This window comes from Cellvibrio sp. UBA7671 (assembly GCA_002483145.1).
Taxonomy (GTDB): Bacteria; Pseudomonadota; Gammaproteobacteria; order Pseudomonadales; family Cellvibrionaceae; genus Cellvibrio; species Cellvibrio fibrivorans.
Map to the genome: position 1 here is coordinate 1 of DLHJ01000005.1, position 15472 is coordinate 15472.

General features: G+C 52.3%; 9 protein-coding genes. 7 read left to right on the plus strand and 2 right to left on the minus strand.

What is annotated here, in order from left to right; genetic code table 11:
* The 7 genes from B4E62_RS06355 to B4E62_RS06385 all read left to right on the plus strand — a co-directional run.
* Nucleotides 1-429 (plus strand): YceI family protein (locus B4E62_RS06355; protein WP_331351516.1); only part of this gene is annotated, 429 nt, incomplete at its 5' end.
* A 27-nt stretch (nt 430-456) separates the two neighbouring features.
* On the plus strand, nt 457-4002 hold the full coding sequence (locus B4E62_RS06360; protein ID WP_331351517.1) for a DUF1592 domain-containing protein: 3546 nt from the start codon (nt 457-459) through the stop codon (nt 4000-4002).
* Nucleotides 4003-4078: 76 nt separating this feature from the next.
* Nucleotides 4079-5446, plus strand: a complete 1368-nt coding sequence (locus tag B4E62_RS06365) for a DUF1552 domain-containing protein (RefSeq protein ID WP_310074001.1) — start codon at nt 4079-4081, stop codon at nt 5444-5446.
* A 130-nt stretch (nt 5447-5576) separates the two neighbouring features.
* Nucleotides 5577-6953, plus strand: coding sequence for a hypothetical protein (locus tag B4E62_RS06370; RefSeq protein ID WP_331351518.1), 1377 nt, complete (start codon nt 5577-5579; stop codon nt 6951-6953).
* A gap of 699 nt (nt 6954-7652) precedes the next feature.
* Nucleotides 7653-8714 carry a cellulose binding domain-containing protein gene (locus B4E62_RS06375; RefSeq protein ID WP_331351519.1) on the plus strand — a complete coding sequence of 354 codons (1062 nt, stop codon included), beginning with the start codon at nt 7653-7655 and terminating at the stop codon, nt 8712-8714.
* A gap of 21 nt (nt 8715-8735) precedes the next feature.
* Nucleotides 8736-12230: a DUF1592 domain-containing protein gene (locus B4E62_RS06380; RefSeq protein ID WP_331351520.1), complete on the plus strand. Its 3495-nt coding sequence runs from the start codon at nt 8736-8738 to the stop codon at nt 12228-12230.
* A gap of 8 nt (nt 12231-12238) precedes the next feature.
* Nucleotides 12239-13570, plus strand: coding sequence for a DUF1552 domain-containing protein (locus tag B4E62_RS06385; protein WP_331351521.1), 1332 nt, complete (start codon nt 12239-12241; stop codon nt 13568-13570).
* Between the two features lie 82 nt (nt 13571-13652).
* On the opposite strand, the gene B4E62_RS06390 is transcribed toward B4E62_RS06385, so the two are convergent.
* Nucleotides 13653-14906 carry a valine--pyruvate transaminase gene (locus B4E62_RS06390; RefSeq protein ID WP_331351522.1) on the minus strand — a complete coding sequence of 418 codons (1254 nt, stop codon included), beginning with the start codon at nt 14904-14906 and terminating at the stop codon, nt 13653-13655.
* A gap of 77 nt (nt 14907-14983) precedes the next feature.
* Complete coding sequence (locus tag B4E62_RS06395) at nt 14984-15349, minus strand: response regulator (RefSeq protein ID WP_310073989.1); 366 nt, start codon at nt 15347-15349, stop codon at nt 14984-14986.
* Nucleotides 15350-15472: the final 123 nt, after the last annotated feature.

The window sequence follows — 15472 nt, forward strand, 5'->3', positions numbered from 1 at the left end:
AGTGGCGACATCAGCGCTGCCGGTGTAGCAACCCTCACCATTGACCTCAGCACTGTCAATACCGGTGTCGCCCTGCGCGATGAGCGTATGCGCGGCCTGTTGTTTGATGTGACCAACTACCCCACCGCAACTGTGACCGTGGCTGTACCTGCCACCCTGATCAGCAGCCTGGCGGTTGGCCAATCCGCTACCACCGATATCTCTGCCAGCCTGAACCTGCACGGTGTGACCGGTGCGATTACCACCAAAGTCTCCGTCCAGAAACTGTCCGCTAACCGCGTATTGGTGCAAAGCCTGTCACCGATCCTCGTGAAAGCCGGCGATTACGCACTCACCGATGGTGTGGAAGCCCTGCGTGCAGCGGTGGGCATTGCCTCGATCAGTGTCGCCGTACCCGTGGACTTCGCGCTCGTCTTTGACGCCCGTTAATTGGATGAAGCTTAGAGAGAACCTATCATGAAAAAATTAATGAAACTGTCGATGCTCTCCAGCGGGTTAATGGCCCTGGGCATCATGGCATCCAGCGGCGTTAACGCCCAGGGTGCCTGTAGTGTGGCTTACGATACCGTCAACAGCTGGGGCAACGGTGGCCAATACAAGGTCACTATTACCAACAACGCCACTGCCAAAACCAGTTGGGAACTCTGCTGGAGTTTTGCGGGCAATGACACTATCCCCAACCTGTGGGACGGTGTATTGACCCAAACCGGTAAAAACGTGTGTGTGAAAAATGCACCTTACAACCCCAACCTCGCGGCAAACGGTACAGCGACCTTTGGTTTCCTGGTGAATAACCCGGGCACCATCCCCACCGCGTTTACCTTGAACGGCGCCGCCTGTGGTGGCAATGCCAGCTCAGTGGCCAGCAGCACCCCAAGCAGTGTGCCGACTACCAGCAGCAGCCGCAGCAGCACACCGACCACTAGCAGCCGTAGCAGCAGTAGCGTCTCCGGTGCAGCTGCCCGCTGGTTACTCGATGCCACCAACTCCACCTTCAACTTCGTGACCGTGAAGAAAAGTACAGCCGGTGTGGAAACACCCGAAAGTATGACCTTCAGCCAGTTGCAAGGCACTGTGGCAGCCAATGGCCAGGCGACCCTGACCATTCCACTGGCCAGTATCAGCACCGGTAACGTGATCCGCGATCCACGCATGCAGAACCTGCTGTTTGAATCGGCTTACCTGCCCAACCTGCACTTCACCACCCAGCTCGACCTGACCGCGATTGACGCTATGACTGCTGGCAGCATCGCGGTACAAAGCGTCACCGGTAACCTCGTGTTGCACGGGGTCGTCAAATCAGTGGTGTTTGATGCATTGGTGGTTAAGCACGCCAATAACAGCGTCAGCTTCTCTCCCCGCAAACCGATCGTGATCAACTCGATTGATTTCGACCTGAATGCCGGTGTGGAAGCCTTGCGCGCTGTCGCTGGCCTTTCAACCGTTGGCGAGAAAGTGCCGGTTTACTTCAAGATGTTCCTGAACCGCGACAATCCCACCAACGTGCCTGCCATTACCCTGGCCACTGCACCTGCAGCGGCAACCGGCCTGACCGGCACAGTGAGCAACGCCACTGGCGCTGCCAACCTGAACTGGGCTGATGTCAGCGCGACTGAAACCGGCTTCCTGGTGCGCCGTAAAGGTGCCGATGGTCGTTGGGTAACCGCGAACAATGCCACCGCCAACAGCGTGAGCTACCTCGACAGCCTGACCGCCGCCGGCAGCTATGACTACAAAGTCATCAGCTACACCGACAGCATCCCGGCTGCAGCTACGGCGCCTTTGACCCTGGTGTATGCGGCAACCGGTTCTTCTGCTGGCACCACCTCCAGCGCCCCGATTACTTCTGCCAGTTCCTCCAGCAGAAGTGCAACATCGGTTAGCTCATCGAGTAGAAGTGCTACCTCCGTAAGCTCAGGCAGTTCAAGCAGTGTTACCTTCCTCGGTAATGCCACCACCGGTGGAAATATTTTCAAGACCAAAGGTTGTGCAGGTTGCCACGAGGATCCGGATAGCGATGGCGTGTTTGAAGGCTTCGCGTTTAACGTGAATTCCTTTACCTATCCCACAAGATTCGCGGTCAATAACTACACTGACGCCAATGTTGCAGGACTGGCCACATTTATTAGCCAACAAATGCTTCCACGTGTGGGCGGTTGCACCGATGCTAACTGCGCGGACCATTTGGCAGCTTACCTCTGGTCACTTAAGGGCCGCACACAAACCGGCGCAGTAGCTTGTGATACAACATCACCCGTTAAATACGGTATGCGTTCGGTGAAACTGCTGACTTCTTTCGAATACCACAACTCGTTGCAGGCATTGTTTAACAGAACACTGCCAGCCAACTTTGCCTCGAAAGAGTTGGCTAACGCCGACAAAACTGTTGCCAACTTGCCAAACCACACGACGGAGCCAGTATCTGAAGCGCGCTTGTTGTCTTACAAGAAAAACGCTGAAGATATCGCTAGTTGGGCAATTGCCAACAATGCAGTGACGCTGAACAACTGTGGTGATACCACCTCGGCAAACTGTGCAACCAGCTTCATCGACAACTTCGCCTACCTGGCCTTCCGTCGTCCATTAACTAACGACGAGAAAACCGAGTACAGCGCAATTGTTCGTAATGGCTCAACTGGCTTGCGCTGGGCGATTCAAACCGTATTGATGTCACCGCAATTCCTGTACCGCACCGAGCTGGGTATTCCGGTTAGTCAGGCGCGTTCACAATCCTGGGGTAATGGTTCAGTGTTCCAAAGCGCAGATGGTACTGCTTACGCGTTAGATCCTTACGAGTTTGCATCTGCACTGGCCTATATGTACACCGGCAGTGCACCTGACCGTACCCTGTTGAGCGCAGCAGCCAATGGTTCGCTTGAAAACGCCACGTCACTCGGACAACAAATCGATCGTTTGCTCGATTCAGATCTGGGTAAAGCCCAAATTGGCCGCTTCGCTGGCTTGTGGTTCCGCACAGACAGCGTGGTTGATATGAGCCGTACCGGTGGCGCCAACTTCAATCAAGCAGTAAAAGATTCGATGGCGCAGGAGATCCGCGAAATTTACAAATACGCGTTCTACAACAACCTGCCGTTCACCGACATCTACACCGGCGATTACACCGTCCTCAACAGCACCTTGTCGCAGTACTACGGTGTAACCGGCGGTGGTACGAGCGCAACGGATTGGCGGATGGTGAACACTGCCAACTCCAAACGCGGCGGTGTATTGGCTTCTGGCGCATTTATGACAGTGAATGCCCATGCAGGCCGCACCTCGCCAATTAAACGTGCTGTGCATGTGCGTCAGGATATGCTGTGTCAGAACATCCCTCTGCCAACCTCGTTCGAGGACAACACCGGGCTGCGTGACAAAGCGGCTGCCGACGCTCAAAAAGCGCTGGAAGCCGGCAACCTGACCACGACCCAGTTCTACGATATGCAAACCGCTGTACCGGGAACACCGTGTGCCCAATGCCATAACGCGATTATCAACCCACTGTTTGCAGTGGATGATTTCGACCACTTGGGTATGCCTCGCGCGCTGAGCAACGGCAAAGTTGTACAGAAAGCACTGGACCTCAACGGCAACGAAGCGCGCACAAATCTGGTTGAGGTGCCGATGGTTAACAACGGTGGCCGCCTGTTTGGCGCTAACGGTGTAGGAACTGTGGGCTTCAACGAAGTGAACAACGAAAAAGATACTGGCTCACCCGGCATCGCATTCAACGGTTCAAAAGACTTGGGCAAAGTGATGGTGGCTAACAGCCTGCCAGGTATCAATGCGTGCCTGATCCAAAAATCGTTCCGCTACGCGACAGGTTATTCGCTCAGCAGACAATTCCAGGACGACACTCAGGAACCAGCCCTATCAACCCAACAGCAAGGCCAACTGGCTTGCGTATCCGATGCGCTCAAAACCAGGCTCACCGCAAGCAATGGGAATCCGCGCGCCATGCTGAAAGAGTTGGGTATGTCTAACGTGATTCGTTTCCGCCGCTAAGGCCTGAATGGTGGGGGCAACCCCACCATTCAGCGAGACAACCAAAAACAGAATTCTAAATCCAAGAGGTTTGGTTATGAAAAAGATTGATAGCAAATTTCGTCATATGCCCGAAGAGGATGCCCTTGAGGCGATGGAGCATCAGAAAAAGCTCGAAGAAGGTCCTGCAGCACTTAATGCATACTTAAAAGACGATTATTACAGCGGCAACAAACAAATACGCGAAGACTTTGTTCGACAAGATCGCCGCCGCTTCCTTGACCTGATTGGTAAGTCCGGCATTGCAGCTGGTTTACTGAAAGGCTCTGCTTTAGTGGGCGGCATTTTGGCAAATCGCCATGCACTCGCGCAGAATGACATCAATAAACGCGTCGTATTCTGTTACCTGAATAGTGGTGCAGCAGCCGGCCAGTGGATGCCAACCAGCGCAAGCCAGATGAATCAGATAACTCGCCCCTACGGCCCGCAAGGTTATGCGGTTTCTGATATCTGTCACTTCCGCCAAGTTGATGTAATCACCTCTGGTCATGCGACTGCACTTAACTCATTAGGAGTTACAGATTACAACTCGCCCACGATGGATAAACGTATTGCATCCGTGCTCGGTAGTACGACCCCACGTTCGTCTATCTATTTAGGTGCAAAAGCAACCACCAACGGCACTCTATGTAGCAATATCGGCCCTTGCCAGGACAACCCGACCCAGGCATTGGCAAGTATTTTCAACGGTACTGGTGGCGGTGGTGGAACAACACCCGATACTACCTATGCACTTTCTTATGATGCTCAATTGCGTGCGCTTGACTCCATCAAGAGCAAACTCAGCACCCAAGAATATGCGCGCTATCAGGAGCACATTGATTCATTGAAGAAAATCAAAACCAATACCGCCAACGAAAATAGTGGCGGTGGTGGCACCACAACCAACTGCGGCAGCACCATCACACCGAGTATGGCCAACATGCAGGCGACCGGCAAATCACAAGCCGACATTATTGTCGCAGCGCTTGCCTGTGGTATTACAAAAGTGGCGACACTGCAGTTGGGCAACCACCAAGGTGACTGGACTGGGCATAACACGACTTGGAGCCAGGATGCCCATCAGGCATGTCACGGCGCACCTAACAATAGTGCGTTTGTCGAAATGTGGCGCTACCTGAACGATGTACCCGCTTACCTGATTGATAAATTGCGCAAAACATCCGGCCCGGATGGTCAACCACTCATCAATTCCACCGTGGTTGTCCAAGTCACTTGTATGGGTAACGGTATGGATCATACCTCGGGTAATGGCCCATTTATCGTCGCCACTCAAATGCCTGGTTTTGCAAGTGGATTCTCTGCTCGCTCAGGCGGCAATGTGTATGACCTAAATGGAGCTATTCCCAAGGGTATGGGTCTGACCGGCATCAACCTCGGCAGCAGCACTCTGGGTCTCGTGTAACGCTCTTTGTTTGACAAGCTGTGAACAAACGCCTTCTACTGCCATGCTGTAGAAGGCGTTTTGTTTTTCAAAAAACTATTTAGCAATTGCCCAACCAACACTTTTCAAGCCTGACTCTGGTAAAGACCGAATGAATAATAACAAGCAATATCCTGAGCATCTTATTGCAGCACTCCGATGCCCAAACTGCGGTAGCAGCGCACAGCAGGGATTTCAATTCAACGCTCTCCAATGCACTCACTGCGCAACCAATTACTTTTCATTGGGCGAGGTGCCCTGTTTATTTCCTGCCGGGATCCATCAGAAACTGATCTGGCAACATCAAACAGCCAACCTGCAGTACATGGCGCAACAAGGCCTCGCGGCTTTGCATGAATCCCTGTCGCGCTACGATTTAACTGATACAACTCGCCAGCGGCTTACCGAGATACAAACAGCGAGTCAGGTTAATCTCGACACCATTCTTTCGCTCATGCAAAAACACGGCATCAATCCAATCCCGGATGAGCAATTAAGCCAAATGAACCCCGGTGATTTGAGTGAATATTTTGATTTGCTATTACGCGACTGGGCATGGGACTCAACCACAAATGCAAACCCGGAAAATACCGCTGCGCTCGCACGGACATTGGCTGACATTGAAAAGCTACCGCAAAAACCGGCACGCATATTAGTGCTCGGTGCAGGCGCCGGTCGATTGAGTTGGGATCTGCATGTCCGCTTGCAACCGGAATATACCTTGGCGTTAGATGCAAATCCGCTTGTACTGGCAGCTGCCGATGAGCTGGTGCATCAACGCCAGACAATTGCGATTGGTGAATTCAAAAATTTTCCACAAATTGGATTTCAGCACGCACACTGTTGGCAATTGGAGCCACCACACGATACTGACAATGCGCGCTCAACCTGGTTTCCATTGGGCGCCAATGTATGGCAACTGCCTTTTGCGCGCGACAGTTTTGATTTGATTATTACCCCGTGGTTTATCGATGTTAACGGCGGAGATGTCAGGGATTTAATCGCAATTATTTATGAAAACCTCGCTCCGGGAGGGCATTGGTTAAATTCAGGTCCCTTGTTATTCACCCGTCATTTGCCGGTGCAATTAAAATACACGGCGACAGAAATCAAAGAATTTTTGTCACTCGCTGGATTTACATTAATTGAAGAATCTATCACCAATACAGATTACCTGCGCTCGCCATTGGAGGCGCGCTTTCGCCAGGAACAGGTTTGGACTTTTCGAGCCGCAAAACCCGAAGCGCGACAGGAAGCACCAATTATCGCAGGTGCACTAACAGCCTGGTTGGTGATGCATCATCTGCCCATCCCGAAAAACAATTATTCCAGCAAGGATTCGCACCCATTGATCGATGCGATATTGTCGCTCGTCGATGGCAATCGCTCGATCAATGATATTTGTTACGAAGTGGGTCCGCATCTTCCGCAAGATATTCCAGTAAAAGATGTAGTTGTCACTTTATTCGGGCAAATACTTTCTGAATAATCCAACAACATATTATCCAACAAAAATAGGCGGCGCATATTGCAACATTAAAAGAGAAAAATACGACAAATTGCGGCAATAAACTCATCATTTTTATTGCCGTTGTCGTTCAGAAATCCAGTAGCAAACAATGAATTTCACGCGCCGAATTTTTTATAGATGAGAAATAAAAATACAGGCAATTAAATATCAAGACATAAGTGATAATTTTTGTAAACTGCAACCTGACACAAAAATGCCCTGATATAGAAGAATAATAAAATCCCTAAAAAACAAGGCATTTTTTTCATTAAAGCTATCTGCTTCGCCAAAAACCACATTGAATATTTTCTTTCTATCGACTAGTTTTTTTAAGAGAATACCAAGCGCTGGCTTATCGCATAACTCACCTTATTTTTATCTATGCAATAAATTCGCATTTAAAAACAACAATAAATTTGTCTGTCACCCTCCCAATGACAGCGGCACTATCTTAAATTGCCTCCATAGCGGTTTATCACACGTATCGATTTGTCAGTGACCCGGATTGCTAACAAGCTGCGTGTTTATCCTATTTTCATCGCAATGACATCCTTTAGAAATAATTCTTGGGATTTCGTTTGATGCGAAATGGTAGCGCAATCATTTGGATATAAATAAAAAGGTCAACCGTAACAACCGTGCCGAAGTGATTCGGTATTTACTTTCGAGGAAGAAACTATGAGTAGCTTCAACGCTTCTGCAATAACCCCTCGCCTGGCAGGTGCTAAAAACCGCACCATCTATGCATTATGGGGTTTTCTAACACTATCGGTGTTATCCACCCAAGCCCATGCAGGTTGCCAATATCTGGTAACCAATCAGTGGGGCAACGGGTTTTCCGCCACCATAAAAATAACCAACTCAGGTGCTAGCGCTATCAACGGCTGGGATATTAATTGGCGCTATAGCGGCGACAATCGTATCACCAGCAGTTACAACACTACCCTCACGGGCAGCAACCCCTACAACGCCAAAAACCTCAGTTGGAATAGCACCATCCAACCCAACCAGACAGTAGAGTTTGGTGTACAGGGGACAAAGGGAGCGGCAGCCGCTGAAGTGCCTGTTATCAATGGCGCGGCTTGTGCGACGCCATTGTCTTCTTCAGCGGCTTCATCATCGCGAGCGAGTAGCTCGGCAATTTCATCCTCAGTTGTTTCATCATCGTCCATTGCTCCCAGCTCAAGCAGCAATTCCAGCTCTTCAGCAGTTAATACGGCAACATGGAGTCTGGATAGCAGCGCGTCTTACCTGAACTTTGTCACTACCAAAAACACCCACAATGTTGAAGTGCACAACTTCACCCGCATTAGCGGTGCAATCAGTGCGACGGGTGTTGCCACTTTGGCGATCGACCTCAGCAGTGTGAATACCAATATTGCCCTGCGCGATGAACGCATGCGCGATCTGCTCTTTCAGATCACCAGCTTCCCGACCGCCACCGCCACACTGAATTTGCCAAATGGATTGCTCACCAGCCTTGCTGTGGGTGACACCAGTGAAATCCAGCTCACCGCGAGCCTCGACCTGCATGGTGTGACCTCCCCGGTCGCAACCAAAGTGTCGGTGCAGCGGCTGTCTGCCACCCGCATCCTCGTTCAAAACCTCTCGCCTATTGTGGTGAATGCGCCGGATTACGCGCTCGCAGCCGGCGTAGAGGCATTGCGCGCTGCAGTCGGTATCGCTTCGATTAGCTCGGCGGTACCCGTGGATTTCACCCTCGTCTATGACGCCCGTTAATCGGACTGGAGAACAATCGAGATGAAAAAATTATTGAAACTGTCGATGCTTTCCCTGGGGCTGATAGCCTCCGGCAGCACATTCGCACAGGGTGCCTGTAGTGTGAATTACACCACTACCAATTCCTGGGGTAATGGCGGCCAGCAGGATCTGGTTATCACCAATACCAGCGCCGCCAAAACCAGTTGGCAACTTTGCTGGACATTTAACGGCAACGAAGTAATTAACAATCTGTGGAACGGCAGTTACACCGCAAGTGGTAAAAATGTGTGCGTAAAAAATGCGGGATACAACGGCAACTTGCCCGCCAATGGCACTGTCGCTTTTGGTTTTACCCACACCAATGCCCCGGGCGCCAAACCCACCAGCTTCACTCTCAACGGTGTTGCCTGTGGCGGCACCGCCAGCAGCAGTGCACCTAGCAGCATGCCAACCACAAGTAGCAGCCGGAGCAGCAGCAGTGGCTTCACTACCAGTCGCAGTACCAGCAGCAGTAGCCTTCCCGCAAACGCCGCTCGCTGGTTGCTAAACGACAGCAAATCGGTGCTCAACTTTGTATCGGTCAAAAATACCGATGTCGCGGAGACTTTCACCTTTGGCCAACTGCAAGGCACTGTTTCAAGCGGCGGCCAAGCAACCCTGAGTATCCCGCTCGCCAGTATTTTGACCGGGGTAGCTATCCGCGATACACGCATGCAGAGCATGTTGTTTGAATCCAACTACCTGCCCAACCTGCACGTCACTACCCAGTTGGATCTCGCCGCGCTTGATGCCATGGCTGCAGGTAGCACCAGCACCCTGAGCCTCAGCGGCAGCTTGATCCTGCACGGTGTGATCAAGCCACTAACGTTTGATACCCTGGTGATCAAGCATTCCAACAACAGCGTTAGCTTCTCACCGCGCAAGCCGATCGTGATCAACGCCACTGATTTCGATTTGAATGCCGGCATTGAATTACTGCGTCTAACCGCAGGTGCCACCAGCATCGGTGAGAAAGTCCCGGTCTACTTCAAGGTGTTTTTGACCAAAGACAATCCCACCAACTTACCTGCGATTAGCCTTGCACCAGTGCCCAACACACCATTGAATTTAATGGGTAGTGTCAGCCAAGTCAGCGGCAATGCCACTCTTAACTGGGCCGATACCAACAGCAACGAAACCGGCTTTTTGGTACGTCGCAAAGGACTGGATGGTCGTTGGACAACCAAAGCCAATCTTGGCGCCAACTTCTCAACCTACGTGGATAGCCTGCTCAACACAGGCGGCGGTTTCACTTACAAGATCATTAGTTACTCCGGCAGCATTCCGTCGCTCCCCAGCAATGAAGTCACTTTGGGGCTCAACGGTATTGACTCATCGGCTTCCAGCCAGAGCTCAGTTAGCAGTTCAGTCAGCAGTTCAGTGACCAGCTCCTCCAGCAGCGTTGCTTACGTTGGCGATGCCGCACGCGGCAAAATACATTGGGAAGACGCAGAGATCGGCTGTAAGTTTTGCCATGCCGTGAACCCCGATGGCACCGCCGGCTCAAGCCTGAGCAAGATCGACCCGAGAAACCTGCGCTTTACTACAGCACTGGGGATGGCGAAATACATTGAAGAAAATATGCCCAAAGGCAATGTGGGAGTTTGCACCGGCCAATGCGCGGCAGATACAGCGGCCTATTTCCAATCCTTGATGCCAATAACCGTGTCGTCATCAATGAGTTCAAGCAGTCGCCTGTCATCAAGCAGTTCGTCATTAAGCAGCTCCGCCAGCTCGAAAAGCTCTGGCAGTTCCAGCAGCGCACCAGTGTTGAACGGCGCCCAGCTCTATGTTGATAAAGGTTGTGCCAACTGCCATGGCGCACGCGGCGATAACCCAATGCGCCCGATTGTGCTTGACCGCTGGACCCGCTCGACCTTGATCAGCAAGATCGATGCGACTATGCCCTTGGGCAACCCCACCGCCTGTGTTGGCGATTGCGCGACAGCTATTGCGGATTACATTCTCAGTTGGAAACCGATTGTGAGCTGTAATGCCGATGAGGATGTCTTGCCACGCCGCCTGCGGCTGCTGACCAACCGCGAATACGCCAATACCATCAACGATTTGTTGAATATCAGCACTGGCGCCGCTATCGCTGCCAGTTTTGAGCCTGACACTGAAGTAAAAGGGTTCGATAACAATGCTGAAGCCAGCAAGATCAACAATGGCCGTATGGATGCTTACTGGAACGCGGCAAAACAAGTCTCTGAAACCGTCAGCCTAACCAACCTGATGACTTGTTCCACCGGAACTGCCCGCGACCAATGTGCCAATACCTTTGTGCCAGCATTTGGTAAAAAAGCATTCCGTCGTCCGCTAGTAGCGGCTGAGCAAACATCCTATAGCAACCTGTTTCGCTTGGGTGCGAGTAACGAAGCGGGCGCACGGCTGGTTATCCAATCGATGTTGTCGTCGCCCAACTTTCTCTATCGCGCTGAAATTGGCAGCGTTGTGAGTGGTACAAGCAACCTGACAGCTTACGAAACCGCCAACCTGCTCTCTTACACTTTCGCCGGTTCTATGCCGGATGCAACCCTGTTTACCGAAGCCGACAACAATCGCCTGACGACGCCAGTACAACTGCGTACCCAGGCCGAGCGCTTGCTGGCGACGACCAAAGCGGCCAGCCAGTTCAGCCACTTTGGTCTGCAATGGTTGCATGTGGATGATGTCGCCAACCTGCAGCGCGATAAGACCCTGTATCCACAATTTACCCAGGCGATTGGCACGGCGATGAAGACTGAGCTGGAAACCTTCCTGAACGAGCTGTTCCTGAAGCCCGGCTACAAAATGGCAGATGTGTTCAACCCCGGCTTTACCTTCGTGAATGGCACACTCGCCAGTTATTACGGTATGACTGGTGTCACCGGCACCAACTTCCAGAAAATCAACACCAATAGCCAACGCGGCGGTGTACTGGCGATGGGGGCGGTCACGGCAACACTGGCAACAGTCACTGGTTCACACCCAATCCATCGCGGTCTGTTAGTGCGCCGTAATCTGCTCTGTCAGGAATTTGCGCCGCCACCACCAAACGTGGGCGAAGTCGAACCTCTGAACCCCAACAAGCCGACCCGCGAGCGCTTTGCGGCGCATACCAACAATCCGAACTGCCAATCATGTCACCAGTACATCGACGATATTGGTTTCGGTTTTGAAAACTATGATGCCGTGGGCCGCTTCCGCACCACCGAGGGCAACAACATTGCCATCAATGCGAGCGGCACTATTTCCGGTTTGGCGGTCATGACTGAGTCGGACAACTACTCGTTTACCGACTTGCGCGGTCTGTCCACTGTGCTCGCCACAGCCGGCGCTGAACCCACCTCAAAATGCCTGACCAAGCAGTACCACCGCTTTGCCACCGGCATTTCCGAACCGAATGAATGTGCGGTTAACGCGAGTTATTCACGCTGGCAGAACAAGTCCACGGATCTGCGCGACATGATGCTCGAAACCGTTACCTCACCCACCTTCCTGACCCGCAAATAGGAGTCATCATGAAAAGACGTTCATTACTCAAAGCCATTGCGGCCGGTTCTTTAGCGATGACCCCCTTGGCAACCATGTTGGCGCGCTCAGCGATGGCGGCCGAAGTACAGCGGATCCGCACGCTCTTTATCTACCACCCCAACGGCTGTGTGCCCGATGTATTCTTTCCGCGCGCCGGTGCACTCGCCAACGCCAGCTTTCCAGCCATGACCGCCCCCTTGCAAGCCGTTGCCAACCAGTTGGTCTTTTTGGATGGCATAGGCTACGAAGGCCAGGCCAATACCCACGAAGGTGGCGCGCTTAAATGCCTTACCGGCGTAGCCAGTTCGTCTGCGGGCGCCTCATCCATAGAGGTGCAAATGGGTCGGGAGGATTGGGCCAACCGCGCCAGCTCCGGTATCACCCGCCCCTCAGTACAAATGGGAGTCGGCACCAAATGGGGCAGCGATACCAGCAAACGCATCAGCTACGACAACGGTACCAGCCTGCATCCAGTCGATGACCCGCGCATTTTGTATCCGCAGTTATTTGGCGGGACTAATAACGGTGTCGATACCAACCAGATACAGGTGTTGGCGCGCGCGCGTGAAGACCTCAACCGCTTGAGCACCCAGCTGGGCAGTATCGAGCGCGAGCGGCTGGATCAGCATGTCGCCGCGTTGGATGTATTGGAGCAGCGCCTGAACAGTGCTTCTATGGGGGGATGCCTGGACGTCAGCACCAGCATCAAGCCGCGCGTCGATGCGATTGTCGGTGGTGAGGAACAAGCGCTTTGGGCAACCCAGGTGCTGGCGAATATCTCCGCCATCCAGCAAGACATTGCAGTCGCCACGCTCTCCTGCGGTATCACCCGCAGCATGGCGTTTATGTACGGTGTGCCCGTATCGCCGATTGTGGTACCCGGCACTGGTACCGGCGACCACGACTTGTCGCATCAGGACGCTGCCGCGCATACCACCAGCAAGGTGTGGTGGATGGGGCAAATCCGTCAGTTCATTCAAAAATTGGCGGCCACGCCCGACGTCAACGGCAGCTTGCTGGACAACACCATCATCTGCACCGTATCCGACCTCGGCCACGGCAACTACCACAACCATCACCGCATCCCCATGTTCCTCGCGGGCGGTAAAAATGCGGGGTTGATTACGGGACGCTCGGTGGATTTGCGCCCGCTCGGTGAAGTCAACAAACGTTGGGGTGACCAAACCAGTACCCAAGGTGGCGTCAACCACACCAACGTGCTGATGACCATTGCCGAGAAAGCAGGCTACCGCAACGTCGTCATGCCGACTGCGAATGGCCGCATCAACAACGTGTGGGTAAATGGAACTGGTTTGTAACGAATGATTTTTTAAGAATGATGGCCTTCGGCGCCCCGCCGAAGGCCCCGCTTGGAGTCCGGAACAAGGATGTACCGGTTTTTTATTGGCTGAAAACCCTTCTAACCTCATCCGCAATAATCTGCGCGCCCTGCTCTACTACGCTTGCATCCTGACAATAAGTCACACGAATGCATTCGCGAGAATGTTGCCACTCACCCGCCAAACCGGGGAAAAAATGATGGCCGGATACCACTAAAACGCCACGCGCTTTTAACCGTTGATAAAGTTCTTCGCTGCTAATGGGTAAATTTCTAAACCAGAGCCACAGAAAAATCGCGCCTTCCGGTTTGTGGATAAAACACGGTAGATCGCCGAGATATTTTTTAAAAGTCGCCACGGCGTGCTCCATACGCGCGCGATAAAAAGGCGCGACGACTTCGCGGCTCAATTGCAGAATTTTTCCATCCGCCAATAAATGCCGCGCGAGAGCGGGGCCGAAATTTCCAGTCGCTAAACTTAAAATCGTATTGGCTTTGGCGAAGGCGTTAATCACATCGGGGTTGGCGATAACAATGCCCGTGCGTGCACCGGGCAAACCCAACTTGGAAAGGCTGAGCACGAGAATGGTGTTCTCATTCCAATGGGGTTGCGCATCGGCAAATAGAATATTCGGGAATGGAGTTCCATAAGCGCCATCGACAATAAACGGGACTTGATGCGCGCGCGCCAGTTCATCCAGTTTTACTAATTCTTCGTCGCTAATCACGTTACCGGTGGGATTAGTGGGGCGCGACACGCAGAGCGCGCCTGTCTCACTGGTAATCTTGAGCTGTGAAAAATCGACGTGATATTTAAAAAAACCGTCGGGCAGCATTTCAATGCTCGGGCGCGTTGATGTAAAAAAATCCGCGCTGATTCCCAAATCGTTATACCCCAAATACTCCGGTGTGAGCGGCAATTGGATACGCTTTTTTGAGCCGTCGGCATAATCGCCTGCGAACAAATTAAACAATACAAAAAATGCGGATTGGCTGCCATTGGCGAGCGCGATATTCGCACGCGAAATCGGCCATTGATATTCGTTGTGCAGTAAATTGGCAATGGCGTCGAGCAATTCAGCATCACCCTGCGGCGGCTGGTAAACCCCTAAAAGTTGATGGGTTTCATGTGGATTAGTGAGCGTTGCGCGCAGTGCATCTTCAAACACTTGCTCCATTTCTGGAATGCGCGCCGGGTTGCCGCCCCCCATAAAAATCATATCGGGATTTACGCGCAGCGCCTCACCCAAATCATCCATTAGCGTGACTATGCCAGCATCAGTGCAGAGTTTTTGGCCGAAGCGCGAGAATTGCATAAACAGGAACCAGAATGATTAAACCGCTAGTGAGAGCGAAGCAATCTAGCGGGTCAGGCGGAAAAACACTAGCGGGATTAAATCAGGCCAAATTTTTTCAGGGTTGTAGCCAATTTTTCCGGGTTAACCGGCTTCTGGATAAAATCAATCGCGCCCAACTGGGTGACGCGAGCGTGGGCAGTTGGTTGGATATCGCCGGAGATAACGATAATCATCGCATCAAGCCCTTCCGCCTTTACCGTCTCCAGTACCTGGTAGCCATCCATTTCAGGCATGGTCAGGTCGAGAAAGACCATCTCGCCCTTGCCCTCGCGAATAGCCTGTAATCCTTCGGCACCATTGGTAGCAAAGGTGATCTCGACATCCCAGCCTTCAGGTAGTGAGCGCGCGACTTGCTTGCGCGCCATCATGGAGTCATCACAAATCAGTAGAGGTGTCGCCATGGGGTAAACGGTTCTTTTAATTGGTGAATAATGAGTGACATAACGACTGACAAACAGTGGCGCTCAAATGCAAAGCACCTAATCCAGTCGATCTCTGGAGAGTATAGTCAGGGATTTTTGTCC

Excerpts from the sequence above, each read along its gene's own strand:
- B4E62_RS06395 (WP_310073989.1), bottom strand. The coding sequence starts at position 15,349 with ATGGCGACACCTCTACTGATTTGTGATGACTCCATGATGGCGCGCAAG.
- B4E62_RS06385 (WP_331351521.1), top strand. The coding sequence starts at position 12,239 with ATGAAAAGACGTTCATTACTCAAAGCCATTGCGGCCGGTTCTTTAGCG.
- B4E62_RS06370 (WP_331351518.1), top strand. The coding sequence starts at position 5,577 with ATGAATAATAACAAGCAATATCCTGAGCATCTTATTGCAGCACTCCGA.
- B4E62_RS06380 (WP_331351520.1), top strand. The coding sequence starts at position 8,736 with ATGAAAAAATTATTGAAACTGTCGATGCTTTCCCTGGGGCTGATAGCC.
- B4E62_RS06375 (WP_331351519.1), top strand. The coding sequence starts at position 7,653 with ATGAGTAGCTTCAACGCTTCTGCAATAACCCCTCGCCTGGCAGGTGCT.
- B4E62_RS06390 (WP_331351522.1), bottom strand. The coding sequence starts at position 14,906 with ATGCAATTCTCGCGCTTCGGCCAAAAACTCTGCACTGATGCTGGCATA.
- B4E62_RS06365 (WP_310074001.1), top strand. The coding sequence starts at position 4,079 with ATGAAAAAGATTGATAGCAAATTTCGTCATATGCCCGAAGAGGATGCC.
- B4E62_RS06360 (WP_331351517.1), top strand. The coding sequence starts at position 457 with ATGAAAAAATTAATGAAACTGTCGATGCTCTCCAGCGGGTTAATGGCC.